This is a genomic window from Bacillus cereus group sp. MYBK227-1, from assembly GCF_051916325.1.
In the GTDB taxonomy this organism is placed as follows: domain Bacteria; phylum Bacillota; class Bacilli; order Bacillales; family Bacillaceae_G; genus Bacillus_A; species Bacillus_A cereus.
This window is the reverse complement of sequence record NZ_JBQAGK010000009.1, coordinates 107,285-125,860: the sequence shown is the minus strand read 5'-3', so window position 1 is coordinate 125,860 and position 18,576 is coordinate 107,285. Positions and strand designations below refer to the sequence as shown.

The window sequence follows — 18,576 nt, the reverse complement described above, 5'->3', positions numbered from 1 at the left end:
GTAAGAGAAATTCTCTTACGCCTTTTTAGTGTGCAGTATTTTCTCTATCTCTTCTTTTAACAACGTCTTTATTTCTTCCAAATTATGATTCTTCTTTTCTCCCGGCTTTACCGTATAAAACTCAGCAAATGAACGCTCTTTATATCTCGGTACAACATGCATATGATAGTGCGTAAGTTCATTAAAGATTCCACCATTTTGACAAATCGTAATTCCGTCAGGTTTATATAATACCTTAATCGCTTTTGCAATCAGCTTAGAAGCATCCATAATGGATTTTGCTACAACATCATCTAATTCGTCTACTTCTACAACATGTTGTTTTGGCACAATTAAAGTATGTCCTGTATAGAAAGGTTCATGATCTAGAAAGCATGTTACATAGTCATCTTCATATATTTTATATATTTTTTCCTCTTCGTTTGCTAATTTACAACCTAAACAATCCATTACACTTTCTCCTCTCTCTAAAACATAAAAACGTGAGAGCCATATTCTCACGTTTTTATGTTTCATTTTATTAGTTCAATCGTTTCCGTAACTTTTATACTATCCTTTACAGACTGAACAATTGTGCAATTTTTCACTGCAAGCTGCAGCGCCTTGTCCAACTGCTCTTCTGTAATATTGTGTGCTTTAATTTTATAGTGCAAATGAACACTTTCAACTGGTTTTGATACAGCTTCACTTCTACCAATTTCAGTCTCAATTGTAAACGTATCGTATGTAATACGTTTCTTTTCTAAAATTGTTCGAAAGACAATTGCACTGCATCCTGCGATAGAAGAAATGAGTAATTGTAACGGTGAATACCCGTTTTCTTTTCCAATCACTAATTGACCATACGATAAATCTGCTTCTATATCATCGTGTTTGATTGTTAGTTTCATTTGTTTTTTCCATCTCCACTTTCATCGGTTTCTGCCGTTTCTTACTAATATAATAATATATATAGCAGAAAATGATAAATGGAATACCACAGTATAACGCCATTCTTTGTTCAGGAATAAACGCTAAACTAATAACAACGATGCTATTTGTAATTAAGGCTAAAATCGGGACAATTGGGTATAGTGGTGTTCTATACTTTAAGTCCTCTAACTTTCCTCCGCCTTTTATATACTGACTTCTAAAGCGAAGTTGCGATAGAGCAATAATGATCCAACTTGAAACAGCCGATAAACCAGCTATCGATAATAAATACATGTATACTGTATCTTCTGCAAGGAAACTTGTGAATAGAGATAATCCAGCTACCGCAATCGTTACGACTAGCGCTGTAATTGGAATACCACGCTTATTTACTTTCTGGAAGGAAGTTGGTGCCATTCCCTCATTTGCAAGTGACCATAGTATACGCGTCGCTGCATATAATCCAGAGTTCGCTACAGATAATAACGCAGTAATAATAACGAAGTTCATAATATCAGCTGCGTATGGAATACCAATTTTATCAAATACGACTACGAATGGACTTTCAATTACGCCTGCTTCTTTCCAAGAAATTAATCCTACTAAAATCGTCATTGTTAAAATGAAGAATAACATAATGCGCCATACTGTATTACGAATCGCACGTGGAATTGTTTTTTCTGGATTTTCACTTTCTCCCGCTGCAATTCCGATTAACTCTGTTCCTTGGAACGAGAAGTTAACTGTAATCATTGTAAGTAATACGGCAGCTAGTCCATTCGGGAAAAGTCCACCATCGCTTACAAAGTTAGAGAAAAGAGGTGCTGCTTCTTTTCCGTCATATGATATAAATCCTAATAATGCACTACCACCAAGCACAACAAATGCAAGAATTGTAATTACTTTAATACTAGAGAACCAAAATTCTAATTCAGCATAACTTTTCGCCGAAATTGCGTTTGAAGCATATAAAATAACGCCGAATACAAGGCACCATACCCAAACATCAACATTTGGAAACCATCTTTTCATCATTAAACCGATTGACGTTAATTCTAGACCCACTGTTACTGCCCAGCCGAGCCAGTATAACCAGCCAATCATAAAGCCCGTTCCTGGTCCAATAAACTTCGTCGCATACTTTTGGAAAGATCCTGAAACCGGCATCGCTACCGTTAACTCTCCAAGACAAAGCATTGTTAAATACATAATAAATCCGCCTACTAAATATGAAAGGATGGCTCCCCCTGGTCCAGCCTGATTAATGGTGTAACCTGAACCTAAGAAGAAACCAGTTCCGATTACACCACCAAGTGCGATCATAAATAAATGTCTACTCTTCATCGTACGATGTAATTTCTCATTCGTTGGTTGCTGCATCTAAATCCTCCCCCTACCATACCCCTATATCCTGTTAAAATTTTCTGATAATAAAAATATACACGAAAGCGATTACATTTTCTATATAAAATTAAAACTTTTCTGATAAAACAATATAAAAATCGAATTATTGCAAGATTTAGATTCTATTTAGAGGAAAATAAGGAGAAACAAGGAAAAACCCTTACATATATTGTAAGAGTCAACGGAGTTCTAATCTTCTCGATAAAATTGATAAACTATAATTTACGATAAAGTACATACAAGCTACTACTATAAACGTCGGAATCATATAATTCACATTTTGCCCGCTAATAATTTGAGCATTATGCATAAGCTCAGGGAGTGATATAACAACCGCTAGCGACGTATCCTTCAGCAATGAAATAAATTGACTGACAAGCGGCGGAACCATTCTCCTTAATGCTTGTGGCAAAATAATATGCCAAAGCGCTTGAACATACGTTAATCCCGAAGATCTTGCAGCTTCAACCTGCCCTTTTTCAATAGATAATAGACCACTTCTAACAATTTCAGATATCATTGCTGCCTCAAATATTGTTAAAGCAACAATTGCAGCTGTTATAATTTCTAATTTCAAGCCTGCTTCTGGAAGTGCAAAATACGTGAAAAATATAATTAACAGTAGTGGTAAGTTTCGAATCACTTCAACTATAACTCCTAATACTTGTGAGACGACAGGTATTTTCGTGTAGCGCAATATACCGATTACACTTCCAATAATAAAACTAAGTACAATTGCTATGAGCGCTACCTCTAATGTTATAAGTAATCCTTTTAATAAAAATAGAATATGATCTCCTGTAATTGCTCCCTTGAAATCCATTTACACCGCCTCCTTTGCTAAGCGTTTTTCTAAATAACGCACTAGCATACTGAGCGGAATTGTTAATATTAAATAAAACATCCCGACAAATATATAAACATCAAACGTAACAAACGTCTTCGTTGAAATTAAATCTCCTTGATACATTAAATCAGCACCAGCAATAATTCCAAGTATTGAAGAGTTTTTAACTAAATTGAGAAACTGGTTTCCTAAAGGGGGAATTACAATTTTCACTGCTTGGGGTAAGACAACATAATACATCGCCTGCACATACGTTAGCCCTGAAGAGCGAGCAGCTTCCATCTGCCCTTTCGCAACTGATAAAATACCAGCGCGAATTACTTCTGCAATAAAAGCTGCCGTATATACCGTAAGCGTAACTGTTCCTGCTACAAAACCATTTAAAGTAATTCCTATTACAGGTAAAGCAAAATAGAATATAAATGCAATTAATACAAGTGGAATATTTCTTACAAACTCCACAAAAGCTGATCCTATCCAATTTAAAATGCGAATAGGTGCAATACGCATTACTGCCAAAATTACTCCTAAAATAAAACTACCTATCAATGCAATTACACTAGACATAACTGTATATTTAAACCCTTCTAAATACATATCAATGTTATTCGTTAATATAGAAAAATCAGGCACATATTCTCCCCTCTTTCTTTACAAGAAGAGGATGAGTACTCTCATCCTCTCACTTTTACTATCTACTTTTCTGGTTTTTGTCCAATCCACTTCTCATATAATTTGTCATACTCCCCGCTTGCTTTCATGTCTTTAATTAAAGTATTAATCTCTTTCGTTAAATCATCTGCCCCTTTTTGCACTGCAATTCCATACGGTTCATCTGTGAAAATTTTTCCTACTACTTCATAATTAGAATCTTGTTTTGCCATTCCGTAAAGGATCGCATTATCTGTCGTTAACACATCACCTTTACCTGCCTTTAACGCTGTAAATGCCTCACTATAATTTTCAAACTCTAATACAGTCGCTTCTGGTGACTTTTGACGAATGTTATTTGTAGATGTTGATCCTTTTACAGCTAATACTTTAACGCCTTGTTTTATATCATCGACGCTCTTAATATTGCTTCCTTTTTTCACAAGTAACGATTGTCCTGCTTTAAAATATACATCTGAAAAATCCACTTCTTTTTTGCGTTCTTCCGTAATTGTCATTGTTGCAATAATTGCATCAATATCACCATTTTTCAGCATTGGAATGCGTGTTTTAGACGTTACTTCTTTCAGCTCTAGCTTCTTTTCATCTCCAAGAATCTTTTTCGCCAGTGCCTTGGCGACATCAACATCGAATCCTTCTACCTGCCCTGTTGAAGGATTTTTTAATCCAAATAAATTCGTATCATTCTTCACCCCAACTACTAATTTCCCTCGTTTCTTAATTTGCTCAACAGCCCCGCCTTGCTTCGTATTTGTTTCCTTTGCCTCATCTTTCTTACTTCCGCATCCAGCAACAACAAGCACGAATAAACATGAAAATACGATTAAAGTAAATAACTTTTTCATTTTAAGCATGAAATTCCTCCTCTAATGATTTAGCACCCGACTTAAAAATAAACGGGCTCTTTCTTGTTCAGGGTTTGCAAAAAAGTTCGCCGGTGTTGTATCTTCAATAATTTGGCCATCATCCATAAATAAGATCCTATCTGCTACCTCTCTAGCAAATCCCATTTCATGCGTGACAACGACCATTGTCATCCCTTCTTTAGCCAGTGCTTTCATAACATCAAGTACCTCTCCAATCATCTCTGGATCAAGAGCAGACGTAGGCTCATCGAATAGCATAATTTCCGGCTGCATTGCAAGTCCTCTAGCAATTGCCACCCGTTGCTGTTGTCCTCCGGATAATTGATGTGGATATACGTTAGCCTTCTCAGGGATTCCTACTTTCTCTAAATAAAACATTGCTGTTTTCTCTGCTTCTTCTTTGGAAACTTTATTTACTTTAATCGGTGCTAATGTAATATTTTGAAGAACCGTTTTATGTGGATATAAATAAAAATGTTGAAAGACCATCCCAATATTTCGCCGCAATTCATTCATGTCCGTTTTTTTATTGTGTACCTCTGTATTTTGTACAATTAATTCTCCATCTGTAATTGCCTCTAATTGATTTATACATCGAAGCAATGTACTTTTTCCTGATCCTGAAGGCCCGACAACTACTACCACTTCGCCTTTTTTCACTTGCACATTAATATTTTTCAAAACTTGAAAGTTACCATAATATTTATTTACATTACGAAATTCTATCAACATACTCCCCCTTCCCCTAACAATGCATGTACATTCTTTTTATATTCAAAAATAGTCCCAAAAATAACTTTTAGCTTCAATTTGTCCATAAAAAAAGCAAAGGGTTTCCCCTTTGCTTCTTCATTTTTATTCGATTAAGATACTTCTTCTTTCTTATCTTTCCCGTATTCATGCTCCCAAAAATCAGCATTTTTAATTCCTAATGGCCCTGGATCAAATACTGGATCTTTTCCTTCTTTCTTCTGCTTTTCATAATCCTTTAATGCAACTAATGCAGGTTTTTGTAACAATAAAATCGCAATGATATTTACCCATGCCATAATCCCTACACCGATATCACCTAAAGCCCAAGCCGTTGCTGCTGTTTTTATACAACCGTAGAATACAGCTCCTAAAAATACAAATTTTAATACCATAGACATCCAAGGACGGTCTTTATCACGATTTAAGTACGCGATATTCGTTTCTGCAATGTAGTAATACGCCATAATTGTTGTAAACGCGAAGAATAGTAACGAGATTGCAACGAAACCGTTTCCAAATCCAGGGAAAACAGATTCTACCGCCGCCTGTGTATATCCTGGTCCTGGCTGAGCGCCGTTTAGTTTATTAACGATAAAGTTTTTTCCGCTTGCATCAAATACGTTATACATGCCTGTAATAATCATCATAAATGCTGTTGCTGAACAAACAAATAATGTATCAATGTAAACGGAAAATGCTTGTACTAACCCTTGCTTAGCTGGATGTGATACTTCGGCTGCAGCTGCTGCGTGTGGTCCAGTCCCTTGTCCTGCTTCATTGGAATAAATACCACGTTTTACCCCCCAAGAGATTGCTAAACCGATAATACCACCGAAAGCAGCTTCTAATGCAAATGCACTTCTTATAATTAACATAAATGCTTCTGGCAATTTTTCAATATTCATAGCAACAATGACGCAAGCTACTAAAATATAGCCTATTGCCATAAACGGTACGACAACTTGCGCTACGTTAACAATTCGCTTTACTCCACCGAAAATGATAAGAGCTAATACGACAACTAATATAGCCCCTGATACGGTAGTATTAATACCAAAAGCCGTTTCTAAACTTACAGCAATACTATTTGCTTGTACACCCGGTAATAAAAGCCCAGTTGCAAGAATTGTCGCTGCAACGAATACTAAAGCATACCATTTCACACCTAGACCTTTTTCGATGTAATAAGCAGGTCCACCACGAAACTGCCCTTGATGTTTCGTCTTATATATTTGCGCGAGTGTTGATTCTACATAAGCTGATCCTGCCCCTAAAAAGGCTACTGCCCACATCCAAAATACAGCTCCTGGTCCACCGAATGCAACCGCTGTTGCTACCCCAGCGATATTCCCTGTTCCAACACGTCCTGATAACGAAAGTGCTAACGCTTGGAATGAAGAAACACCAGCTTCTGATTTTTCCCCTTGAAATGTCAGCTTCACCATTTCTCCTACATGTCTTACTTGTAAAAACTTCGTTCGAATAGAAAAATATAAACCTACTCCTAAACATAAATAAACAAGTGCTGGACTCCAAACAATATTATTTAACCAATTTACGAAAGCTTCCAACATTCCCCCTCCTTTTTTATAAAGAATATTCAGAATATATATAAAATTATAAGTGTATACCGAATCTAGGACAATATTATTTTAATAAAGTAAACATATTTTTGTATAAAAAAACAAAGTATATATTTGTTTTATATACTTTGTTTTGAACTAAATGTATTATATATTCACAATTGCTTCTCTTTTAATAATTCTTTCGTATAGCTCTTCTGATAATTTCAAGAAGTTATCAGGCATATCTTTCCCTTTAAACTTCTTTTGAAGCGTTCCATATAAACCTATATCACGTAAACGTAAAAATAGTGGTAACGATTCATACCAACTATCCGCCAGCCTGTGCTCATACTCATATCCTTTTCGTAACACTTGTAACTGTTTACGAGCAAAATCTGTCTTCTCTTCTGCTGTCCACGGTGTAAATAGAACAGAGTAGTATAAAACCATCGCTAAATCATGTATAAAGTAATTATAAGCAGCATCATCAAAATCAAAGATTGTTAGCTCTTTACCATCATAATGAAAATTACCTTGATGAATATCACCGTGCATAAGACCGAACGTTTCTCTTTCAACTGGAAGAGCCTTAATTTCATCCATTAATACTGCTGCAATCTCTTTCACTTGACCATCTTCTAATTCATTAACAATTCCACTTTCGTCTTCTTCCCACGTATCACGGTAGTCTGTTTTAGGATAATCCATTGTAAGGCGATGCAGTTGCCCAATCGCTTTTCCCCACGCTTCAAAATAAGCATCTCCCCAATAAGGCGATTCTGCTCCTTTTACTTGCTCACCTTTTGCATATATAAATAAAGAAGCGAAAAAGAAAGTCCCATCCTCTGCTACGATTTCTTCTACGAGATTTCGAGACGTTGAATAAAGAGGTCCTGCTACCTTTGCCCCATTCTCCGCAACATATCGTAAAAAATCTAGTTCAGCCTCTACCTCTTGTTTAGAACGATGAGAAGAATGTGTTAAACGTAATACATAATCTTCATCATTATCACCCTTCGCCTTAAAAATATAATTCTCAAAATCTCCAAGTGGCTTTTCTTCTACTGTTACATGAAACAAATTCGCTGCTCTTTTTAAAATCTCTTTCGTAAAAACACGTTCTACAGCTATTTCCATATATATCCCTCCTATATATCTTCTTAATTCGACACAAATGTTAGAAGTACTGCTATGAAATTGAATAATGCGTGGGCAATCATAGCTGATAAAATAGAATTTGTTTTCTCATATAACCATGCAAATACTACCCCACTCAAAAAATTCACCAGTAATGTGTTATATGTAGGGATATGGACAACGGTAAATATTATGGAACTAATAAACATACCGCCCCACATGCCATATCTATCACGAAAAAATGTATAAAAAACACCTCGATATAAAATCTCTTCATAGATTGGTGATATAATTGCTGCTCCAATTACCACGATACAGAATGAATAGATTGATTTATCATTTTGGACCGTCTCCGTCTTACTATTTTCAAAGGAAATACCCATTTTCTCCATTATCACTAATACAGCAATACTAGCTACAATTAAGAAAATAACCGCTCCAACTGTCCATAAAAGATCTTTCCATGAAAGCTTCCGAATTCCAATATCTTTCCACGAGAGTTTATATCTTTTGATACAAAAAAGATAAACTACAGTAGTAAATATCACTGCCATTATAAAGCCCATTAATACTCCAGCATATAGTGAGTTACCTATTATTTCTAAAATATATTTATAAAAAAGAGATTCAACAGTTACTGGAACAATAACAAATACAAACATAAATAAATATAAAATTTCTTTCCATCCCCACATATCCCTCAAAGTCATTTATATCATCCCCTATACCCTATTTTCTATAGTATAAAAGATGACGTAACGTAACTTTCAAGCTACTTTGTCAAAAATAATCCAAGCATAAATTTCTCACAAAAAGCAAAAATTAACAGAAGTAACTTTATCTAAAAGAGGTGGAAATTATGACAGAGAAAAAAGAACAACAAGAGAGTACGGGCCAAAAGCATATGTTTCCATCACTCCCTGAGAACATTAATTACATTGAAAATAAACTTTCTCATTCTGATGATATAAAAAAATTAGATCTCCCTTTTCAAAACGGAAAAGGAATAAACATATATATCGAATCTTTAGCAGACCCAAATTTGATTCACCAATTAGCTCTTGAGCCTTTATTAACTCGGTCGGATTTGGCTTTAGATAAAGCTTTTGCCACATTAAATATGAAAAAAGAAACGAATTTAAATTATGGTGTGCAGCTTTTATTACAAGGTAAATCCTTATATTTTCATGAACACGTCGACAGTTTTTTTATTTTCGAAACAGCTTTATCTTTAAAGCGAGATATAGCAGAGCCTGATAATGAAGGGATTGTGCGCGGTCCACATACTGGTTTTGTAGAGGATCTAGCAACTAATTTAGCTTCGATTCGTAAGCTCATAAAAAGTCCAAATATCGTCGTTAAATATTTCACACTTGGTGAAGAAATGCATACGAAAGTGGCAATTGCTTATATGCAAAACATAGCGAATGACGATTTAGTTACAGAAGTAAAAAGAAGGTTAGAAACGATTAAGACAGATGCACTTATGCCTCCAGGATATATACAAGAATTTATAGAGGATACGTCTTTCTCACCATTTCCGCAGCAATTAAATACAGAGCGTCCAGATAGGACCGCTGCAAATTTAATGGAAGGACGAGTTGCTATTTTATCTGATGGAGATCCCACAGCGCTTATCGTTCCTGTTACGTTATTTGCTTTCTATCAATCACCAGACGATTATAATAACCGCTGGATTGTCGGTTCTTTCGTCCGAATGATTCGCTTAGTGAGTTTCTTGATTGCTTTTCTCTTACCAGCTATATATATCGCAACCGTAGCCTTTCATCCTGATGTATTGCCGCTCGAACTTGTGTATACAATTAAAGCTTCATTAGAGAAAGTACCACTTCCTCCTATTTTTGAAGCTCTCTTAATGGAATTAATCTTTGAATTATTACGGGAAGCTGGTATTCGCTTACCAAGCCGAGTTGGACAAACAATCGGTATTGTAGGTGGTTTAGTAATTGGTGATGCAATTGTAAAAGCTGGACTTGTTTCTTATACGATGATTATTGTTGTAGCTTTAACTGCCATCTCATCTTTTCTCGTTCCATCAAACGATATGAGTTCAGCAGTTCGAATTCTTCGTTTTCCATTAATGATTCTTGCTGCTATATTCGGATACGTCGGAATATCATTCGGTCTAATTATAACTTTCGTTCATTTATGTCAATTACATTCATTTCATACGCCATATCTTTCTCCTGTTGCCCCGATGCGGATAAAAGATATGAAAGATTCTTTCGTAAGACTTCCAATTTGGTCGTTTTGGGAACGACCACATGATCCAAAACCGAAAAAAATGCAACGACAACATGTAACGAGAGAGGATGAGGACGGTGACAAACACGCAAAGTAAAATTTCGCTCGTTCAATTTACCTTTTTCGTTATTCAATGCCAAATCGGAGTTGGTATCCTTTCTCTACCTAACCGTCTTCACCCAATAGCAAAAGGAGGTGGATGGATTTCCGCTCTCGTCGCTGGGCTTGCAATTCAACTTATTATTTTACTTATGTGGCTTTTCTTAAAGCGATTTCCTGATGCAGATATGTATGAAAGCGTTTGTATGCTATTTGGTAATAAGTTTGGAAAACTATTAGGTTTTGCTTATGTTTTTTATTTTACGCTTATTGGTATGACGGTTATGTTGAATGCTTGTAATGTCATTAAAGTATGGATATTACAAGCTACTCCTTGGTCTGCCATTCTCATGCTATTTACAATAGCTTGTTGTTATGTAGCTTATAACACTTTTAAAGTCATCGTACGATTTTATGTCATGGCCTCTATCCTCATTATTCCAATGGCCCTTTTAATTGCTCTAGGGCTTTCCCGAGCTGATTTCTCTTATATTTTTCCCATTACAGAAGCCGGCTGGTGGAATATAATTCAAGCATCCAAGGAAACAATTACAGCCATGTATGGTTTTGAAATCATTCTTATCGCTTTTCCAAAAGTAAATGGCAGTTCTGTCGCAAAACTGAAGGCCATTTCTATCGCTAATGGATTTGTAACACTTTTTTATACTTTTACTGTTTGGATTTGCTTTATCGTATTTAGTCCAAAACAAATTGAGCTTATTCCAGAACCAGTTGCTTACTTATTACGCTCCTTACATATCGGAATTATAGACCGAACTGATTTACTATTTATACCAATTTGGATGATAACTGTTGCAGCTTCTATCGCTAGTTATTATTGCGCTGCTTCAATCGGAATAGGACATATATTCAATCTTGCTAATCATAAAAAAGCTGTTCCAATCATTGGTATTATTGCTTTTAGTGTAGCCTTATTTATAGATACACCTGAAGAATTAAAAGTAATCTCAACTTTCACTGATAAGTTCACCTATATTTTCATAGTTGTCCTTCCTCTTTTATTTCTACTTTATTCTGTGATACGAAATAAGAAAGGAGAACAGTATGTTCAAAAAAAGAGTTAAATTACTTTTTGTATTATGTACTAGTTCCCTCCTTTCTGGATGCTGGGATCAAGAACCATTAAGGGAGGCAAGGTTAGCTTATAGTATTGGATCTGATATTACGGAAGAGAATCAACTCCAGCAAACAATCGAGCTCGTAAAAAGTTCAAGCGGAGAGCAATCTTCATTCGAAAATGAAATACATTCAGCAACGGGGCATAACATAAGGGATACAAGCGATGCCCTAAAAAAAAATGTTACTGGGAATATTCGTTATTTTAAATATGGTGTTCAATTACTAGGAACCAAAATCCTAAAAAAAGGTATATTACCTTATTTAGATGTCAGCTTTCGGGACCCAACAAACCCAACTGCTTTAGTAAAACTTATTGCAGTAGATGGTGAAACATCCGAGATACTAGAAAAAAAGAAAGTAGGAAATTTACTAATTGGAGATTTTCTAAAGAAAAAAGTGAAAAGCTTAGAAGATATGAGTGTATTTCCAAAAGAAACTTTAGAGACAGCTGCTACAAAAATGTTAGATCCCGGTAAAGACTTTACCCTCCCTTCTATAAAAATAAAAGGAAAAGAAGTGATTACAAACGGTCTAGCTTTATTTAACAATGATAAATTAACTGGGCATTTACCTTTGAAACAATCTGTTTTATTCGTATTATTAACCGGAAAAATGGGAACAAGTGCCCGTATAACCCAGAAGCTTACTAGCGATGAATCAGAGAAAACATCTGATTATTTAACAATGGAAATTAGCAACCGAAAGTTAAAACGAGACTTAAAAATAACAACAGATAAAAAAGGAAATGTTTATGCTCACATTAAGCTCCAACTAAAAGTTATAGCGCTTGAAGCTCCGAGAGATAATCTTTACAAAATGGATGAAAGAAAAAAACTAAATAAAGAATTGTCTAAACAACTTACGAAAGAAGCTAAAAAGATAACGAAAAAGTTACAAAAAGCAAACTGTGATGCTTTCGGTATCGGCAGACACCTTATCGCCTACCACCCTGACTTATGGAAGAAGAAAAATTGGAATAAAGATTATGCAAAAGTAAAATTCAAACCTGAGGTAGAGGTAAACATTTTGTACAGTGGTGTCCTAAAATAAAAAGGTTGTATGCCGCATGGGCATACAACCTTTTTATTTCGTATATCGATACACAATTGATTCATATGGTCTTAAGTTAAGTTTTGCAATATCCTTGCTAGCATCTTTATAATTCGACAGTAGTACTTCTTGTTTCATTCCATCTAATTGAACGTGCGCTGGTACAGAGTACGTTATTTCTTCTCCATAGAAGTTATTTATAACAAGTAGTACTTCACTTTCTGTAGTACGAGTATATGCCCAAATTTTAGGGTCATTTTTATCCAAAATAGCATATTCTCCTTCTGTAATTACATCATATGTTTTTCTAAGTTCTATTAACTTTTTATAATGATAAAATACGGACTCTTTATCTTCTAATGCCTTCTCTACGTTTATTTCTTTAAAGTTTTCAGCCGCTGAAATCCAAGGTGTACTTGTTGTAAAACCACTGTTCATCTCTTCATTCCACTGCATCGGAGTGCGAGAGTTGTCACGAGATTTTTGCTTTAAAATCCCGATAATCTCTTCTTTTGATAGCCCTTCTTTTAGCTTTATATCGTATATATTTAACGATTCCACATCACGATATTGCTCGATGGACTCAAATTTAGGATTCGTCATACCGATTTCTTCCCCTTGATAAATATAAGGCGTTCCTTGCAGCATGTGCATGGCTGTCGCTAACATTTTTGCAGATTCGTTTCGGTACTTTCCATCATCACCAAAGCGTGACACGATGCGAGGCTGGTCATGATTACACCAAAATAACGCATTCCATCCTCCGCCCTTTTGCATTTCAATTTGCCAGCTAGACATAATCTCTTTTAATTTAATAAAATCAAAATCAGCCTTCGTCCACTTATCACCATTCGGATAATCTACTTTTAAATGATGGAAACTAAACGTCATACTTAATTCATTACGCTCAGGGTTTGAATATTTAATACAATTATCAATTGTCGTAGATGACATTTCTCCAACTGTAATTACATCTTTTCCTGCAAAAACATTTCGGTTCATCTCTTGTAAATATTCATGAACACGCGGACCATCTGTATAATACTTGCGTCCATCACTTGTCGCAGTACTACCTTCATCGTTTAAGAAACATTGGTCTTTTGAAATTAAGTTAATGACATCTAATCGGAATCCTGTTACTCCTTTATCCAGCCAAAAACGCATCATATCATATACTTCTTCACGAAGTTTTTCATTTTCCCAATTTAAATCAGCTTGTGTTTCATCAAATAAATGTAAATAATATTGCTCCGTCTTCTCATCATATTTCCAAGCAGATCCACCAAACTTAGACTGCCAATTATTTTTTTCATCACGCCAAATATAGTAATTACGATATGGACTATTTTTATCTTCCTTCGCTTCTTTAAACCACTTATGTTCAGTCGAACTATGATTTACAACAATATCAAGCATAATCTCAATGTTACGTACTTTCGCTTCTGCTAAAAGTTCTTCAAACTCTTCCATCGTTCCGTAAGATGGATCAATGCTGTAGTAATCACTTACATCATATCCATTATCATTTTGTGGTGATTGGTATATCGGTGTTAACCATATATAATCCACTCCGAGTTCTTTTAAATAATCTAGTTTCTCTGTAACACCTTTTATATCCCCGGTTTCTCTATTGTAATAACTATTAAAGCTCTTCGGATAAATTTGATAGACTACACTTTTATGCCAATCCTTCATGTTTAACTTCCTCCTACTTCTGTTTGACTCTTTTTGCAAATAACCATGTTAAAGTAAACGGGATTACAACTGCAATAATCATTCCTACAATAAACATTGGAATCGATTTCGGAATGATAGAAATAAATGCTGGCAATCCGCCAATTCCGATAGCAGGCGCTAATACACCATTTAATGTAATGAATATCGCTGCCACAGCAGATCCTATAATCGCTGCATAGAACGGGAACTTATTTCGTAAATTCACCCCAAACATCGCTGGTTCTGTAATACCGAAGTATGCTGAAATGGCTGATGTTGATGCCATACTTTTATCATTTTGATTTTTAGAAATCCAGAACATCGCAAGTGCCGCACTACCTTGCGCAATGTTAGAAAGAGCGATCATCGGCCAAATAAATGTCCCGCCATGTTGTGCAATCAATTGTAAATCAATTGCAATAAACATATGATGCATACCTGTAATTACAAGCGGTGCATATAACGCTCCAAATAATACTGCTCCAACTACTGGTACTGTTTCATATACACCTACTAATCCTACTGTTAATAAATCTCCAATATGACGTGTAACCGGACCGATAATTCCTAGTGCTAACACACCTGTCACAACGATTGTTGTAATTGGTACAACTAATAATTGAATTGCATTTGGTACATGTTTCTTTAAGAAAATTTCCACTTTACTTAATACAAATGCTGCTACTAAAACAGGTAAAATTTGTCCTTGATATCCTACCTTCTCAATTTGGAATAGTCCTAAAATATTGAAGTACTCAATCTTTTGACCCTCTAAACCAGTCGCTGCTTTTCCATAGTCCCAAGCGTTTAATAAGGCCGGGTGCACAAGCATTAATCCCATAACAATCCCTAGTATTGGACTACCACCAAAACGCTTCGTTGCTGACCAACCGACAAGTGCTGGTAAGAATACGAATGCTGTATTGGCCATCATATTAATTAAATCCCAAAGCCCGCCTAAGTTCGGATAAACATCTAATAAATTTTTCCCATCAAAAAATAAGTCCTTTGCGCCTAATAGATTGTTAATACCCATTAGTAAACCAGCTGTTACGATCGCTGGTAATATCGGCATAAATACATCCGAAAATATTTTTACAAACTTTTGAGCTGGATTTAACTTCTGATTTCCAGAGTCTTTTACGTCCGCTACAGTCGATTCTTTCATACCTGCAAGCGTTATCAATTCAGCGTAAACACGATCTACATCCCCTGGACCAATTACAACTTGAAATATACCAGCGTTATGAAACGCTCCTTTCACTAATGAAACAGACTGTAATTTATCATTATCTATTTTACTTTCATCTTTTAAAGCGATACGGAGCCTCGTCACACAATGTGCAGCTTGTTCAATATTGTCTTTCCCACCAATATACTGCAACACTTCCTCTGCTGTTTTACGATAGTCTTTCCCCATATTCCCGTCCCTCTTTTCTTTTTTTGATACCGTTTACAATTACATATTAACTCGTATATATAAGTTAGTCAACACTCGTATATACGAGTTTGTGTTTTTTTTATAAAAAAAAGAGATGAAACAATATTTTGTTCCACCTCTTTACTTCCTGCGTGCCACATCCGAAAAGTGAAAAATATCTAAACGGTGGCGTGATTCTGTATATTCAAACTGACTTCCATCATACAAATGTGTAAAGTTTTTCACAACGACAACATAGTCTGTTCCATTTAAATCTAAATACTTTCTGTCATCCTCTGTACATGGCTGTACTTCTATTACCCTCTGCGAATAACTAATATGTAGCCCAAGCTCTTTCTCGATGTATTTATAAATCGATGCAGTTGCAATTTCTTTCGTTAATCCTGGAATAAACTCAGATACAAAATGATTTATATCTAAAATTACTTTTTCTCCATCAATATTTCGTACACGTTTAATATGGTCAATCTCTGTTTTTTCTTTTACATTTAATAATTTCGCAATGTCTTTTGTGGCTTTTTCTTTGTCCATTTCCACAACTTCCGTAATACAATGACGTCCTAAACGTTCATTTTCTTCTTGGAAACTTACAATACCGCCAAAATTAAATTCAATATTTTTTCGCTTTAAAACAAAAACACCTTTTCCATGAATTTTTTGCACATATCCACGCTCTTGCAGTAAATCTACAGCTTTTCTTACCGTGCCTCGGCTTGCCTCATACTGCTTCATTAATTCTGTTTCTGATGGGATTTTGCATCCCTCTTTTAATTGTTTATTATCAATAGATTTACTGATTTCTGTATAAATTTGTTCATACTTACTCATCATCTACAATAGCCCCTTGTCACCTTCTAATTCTATATGTATTATAACATGCTTCACTCTTCTGCCAATCTCTCACTTATTTTCCAGTACAAGAAAAATATAGGTAAATATTTAATCTTTAAAACGTATTTTTATAAAAATTTTTATATTTTTCTTTTCATTCAAAAAAACATGTAGTATACTAACTTCAAAATCAGAGGAGAAAGGGAGCAAAGAACTATGCTTACTTATACAACAACTGTAGTTACATTTGCACAAAAACATCATCATCATACGTAACCCTTGAAACCTAGCGGAAAAATTACGCGTAGGTACAAGGGTTATTCCCGTTGTACCTACGCTTTGGCGAAAGAGCCATGTAGGTATTTTTTTATCTACATGGCTCTTTTTTTATTGTCAAAAAGCTAGTAAAAAATGATGTTTAAGCAAAACTTACTACAAAGGAGTTAACAAAAATGGAAACGAAAAAATGGGGATTATGGGTTTTAACAGCATTTGTTATCGGGAATATGGTTGGCGGTGGCGTATTTATGCTTCCAGCAAATTTAGCACAAGTATCAGGGCCAATGGGTTCTACACTCGCATGGAGTATTACAGGCCTTGGCGTATTTATGATTGCACTTGTATTTGGAAATTTAGCGATTCGGAAACCAGAATTAAAAGCTGGACCACAAAGCTATGCTCAAGCGATGTTTCCTTCAAAAAAAGCTGGTAAAGTTGCAGGATATAGTATGGCATGGGGATATTGGGCTGCTAACTGGGCTGCAACAGCATCTGTTATTATTTCCTTTGCTGGATATTTATCAACATTCTTTCCAGTTTTACAAAGTAAGCAAATTCTTTTTTCAATAAATGGATTTTCACTGGAACTCGGAAAAGGATTAACTTTCCTCGTATGTAGCCTTATGCTTTGGGGAATTCAATATATTCTTTCTCAAAATATTGATCGAGCTGGAAACATGAATCTACTTGCTACCATTGCAAAAATTATTGGATTTACAATGTTTATTGTAATTACATTATTCATTTTCAACGCCTCTAATTTCGGAGACGGTCAAACCTTTATGAATGAAGCAGGACAATCAATCTCATTAGGTGGACAAATCAATTCAGCTGCTATTGCAACACTCTGGGCATTTATCGGTATTGAATCAGCAGTTATGCTTTCTAATCGTGCAAAATCACAGCGCGATGTAAAAAAAGCTACGATTTTCGGATTAATTATCGCTCTTCTTATTTACATGTCAATTACTTTACTTACAATGGGAGCTCTTCCGCAAGATGCTTTAAAAGAGTCTCAAAAACCATTAGTAGACGCATTAAATTTAGCAATTGGAAATAAAGGTGCATATATAATGGCTTTACTCGCTCTTATATCTTTATTTGGATCTACAGTTGGCTGGATTGTTGTTAGTTCAGAGGTACCTTACCAGGCAGCAAAAAATGGACTTTTCCCTAAGTTTTTCGGGAAAACAAATAAAAAAGGTAGTCCTTCAAAATCATTATTGATTACAAATGTAATGACGCAAATTTTCTTATTTTCAACGATTTCTGGTACTGTTTCAGAAGCGTATAGTTTCGCTATCGTCGTAGCAACATTAGCCTATTTAATTCCATACCTTGTTTCTACCTTGTACCAATTAAAATTAGTTATTACAGGAGAAACGTATGATATACTGCCAGGATCTCGAGTAAAAGATGGAATCATTACTACATTAGCGTTGATATACTCCATTTGGGTTATCAAAACGGGAACTGCTGATTTAAAAACATTCTTCTTAGGAATTGGATTGTTCGTATTAGGTCTTATTCTTTATCCAGTACTAATGAAAGACTCACAAAAAACGGATTAAATAAAGAGAAGCTGCTGGCTTCTCTTTT

The 18,576-nt window shown here is 35.2% G+C and carries 17 protein-coding genes; 4 read left to right on the top strand and 13 right to left on the bottom strand.

All coding sequences use genetic code 11. The features are described 5' to 3' along the window. Positions 1–15 precede the first annotated feature (15 nt). The 10 genes from ACTFRM_RS26935 to ACTFRM_RS26890 form a co-directional block, all read right to left on the bottom strand. Positions 16–516: an HIT family protein gene (locus tag ACTFRM_RS26935; protein ID WP_173600770.1), complete on the bottom strand. Its 501-nt coding sequence runs from the start codon at positions 514–516 to the stop codon at positions 16–18. Beyond that, a complete protein-coding gene (locus ACTFRM_RS26930) occupies positions 513–890 on the bottom strand; it encodes an OsmC family protein (RefSeq protein ID WP_000778846.1) in 378 nt (125 codons plus the stop codon). Before ACTFRM_RS26930 ends, ACTFRM_RS26935 begins: the two co-directional genes overlap by 4 nt. Next, the gene (locus ACTFRM_RS26925) at positions 865–2,292 is read right to left on the bottom strand and encodes an amino acid permease (RefSeq protein WP_001187097.1); all 1,428 of its coding nucleotides are present in this window, start codon (positions 2,290–2,292) and stop codon (positions 865–867) included. Before ACTFRM_RS26925 ends, ACTFRM_RS26930 begins: the two co-directional genes overlap by 26 nt. Before the next feature lie 202 nt (positions 2,293–2,494). Further along, entirely contained in the window at positions 2,495–3,139 is a 645-nt protein-coding gene (locus ACTFRM_RS26920; protein ID WP_000345960.1) for an amino acid ABC transporter permease, read from the bottom strand. After that, positions 3,140–3,796, bottom strand: coding sequence for an amino acid ABC transporter permease (locus ACTFRM_RS26915; RefSeq protein ID WP_001112667.1), 657 nt, complete (start codon positions 3,794–3,796; stop codon positions 3,140–3,142). A gap of 62 nt (positions 3,797–3,858) precedes the next feature. Continuing rightward, on the bottom strand, positions 3,859–4,689 hold the full coding sequence (glnH, locus tag ACTFRM_RS26910) for a glutamine ABC transporter substrate-binding protein GlnH (protein ID WP_000916491.1): 831 nt from the start codon (positions 4,687–4,689) through the stop codon (positions 3,859–3,861). Between the two features lie 12 nt (positions 4,690–4,701). Continuing rightward, positions 4,702–5,433, bottom strand: a complete 732-nt coding sequence (locus tag ACTFRM_RS26905; RefSeq protein ID WP_006917993.1) for an amino acid ABC transporter ATP-binding protein — start codon at positions 5,431–5,433, stop codon at positions 4,702–4,704. Positions 5,434–5,564: 131 nt separating this feature from the next. Next, positions 5,565–7,025: an alanine/glycine:cation symporter family protein gene (locus tag ACTFRM_RS26900; RefSeq protein ID WP_000387160.1), complete on the bottom strand. Its 1,461-nt coding sequence runs from the start codon at positions 7,023–7,025 to the stop codon at positions 5,565–5,567. A gap of 159 nt (positions 7,026–7,184) precedes the next feature. Then, entirely contained in the window at positions 7,185–8,156 is a 972-nt protein-coding gene (locus tag ACTFRM_RS26895) for a phosphotransferase enzyme family protein (RefSeq protein ID WP_000401644.1), read from the bottom strand. Between the two features lie 23 nt (positions 8,157–8,179). After that, positions 8,180–8,866, bottom strand: a complete 687-nt coding sequence (locus tag ACTFRM_RS26890) for a CPBP family intramembrane glutamic endopeptidase (RefSeq protein ID WP_000175182.1) — start codon at positions 8,864–8,866, stop codon at positions 8,180–8,182. Positions 8,867–9,015: 149 nt separating this feature from the next. Here ACTFRM_RS26890 and gerKA point away from each other — a divergent pair, with 149 nt between their 5' ends. Genes gerKA through gerKC form a run of 3 tightly spaced genes read left to right on the top strand, consistent with a single transcriptional unit; the run spans position 9,016 to position 12,710 of the window. Further along, on the top strand, positions 9,016–10,518 hold the full coding sequence (gene gerKA, locus ACTFRM_RS26885; RefSeq protein WP_440043787.1) for a spore germination protein GerKA: 1,503 nt from the start codon (positions 9,016–9,018) through the stop codon (positions 10,516–10,518). Beyond that, entirely contained in the window at positions 10,499–11,605 is a 1,107-nt protein-coding gene (locus ACTFRM_RS26880) for a GerAB/ArcD/ProY family transporter (protein ID WP_000185799.1), read from the top strand. The genes gerKA and ACTFRM_RS26880 overlap by 20 nt, the downstream gene beginning before the upstream one ends. Then, positions 11,586–12,710, top strand: a complete 1,125-nt coding sequence (gene gerKC, locus ACTFRM_RS26875) for a spore germination protein GerKC (RefSeq protein WP_000474043.1) — start codon at positions 11,586–11,588, stop codon at positions 12,708–12,710. Before ACTFRM_RS26880 ends, gerKC begins: the two co-directional genes overlap by 20 nt. A 33-nt stretch (positions 12,711–12,743) precedes the next feature. Here the strand turns inward: gerKC and treC are convergent, their stop codons facing one another. The 3 genes from treC to treR form a co-directional block, all read right to left on the bottom strand. Next, complete coding sequence (gene treC / locus ACTFRM_RS26870) at positions 12,744–14,405, bottom strand: alpha,alpha-phosphotrehalase (protein WP_000656142.1); 1,662 nt, start codon at positions 14,403–14,405, stop codon at positions 12,744–12,746. A gap of 13 nt (positions 14,406–14,418) precedes the next feature. Then, positions 14,419–15,846: a PTS system trehalose-specific EIIBC component gene (treP, locus tag ACTFRM_RS26865; RefSeq protein WP_000513942.1), complete on the bottom strand. Its 1,428-nt coding sequence runs from the start codon at positions 15,844–15,846 to the stop codon at positions 14,419–14,421. 141 nt (positions 15,847–15,987) lie between these two features. Further along, positions 15,988–16,698 (bottom strand): trehalose operon repressor, encoded by a 711-nt coding sequence (treR, locus tag ACTFRM_RS26860; protein ID WP_000987240.1) that lies wholly within the window; start codon positions 16,696–16,698, stop codon positions 15,988–15,990. 452 nt (positions 16,699–17,150) lie between these two features. Between treR and ACTFRM_RS26855 the strand changes: the two genes are divergently transcribed. Continuing rightward, positions 17,151–18,548 (top strand): amino acid permease, encoded by a 1,398-nt coding sequence (locus tag ACTFRM_RS26855; protein WP_000448447.1) that lies wholly within the window; start codon positions 17,151–17,153, stop codon positions 18,546–18,548. Positions 18,549–18,576 lie beyond the last annotated feature (28 nt).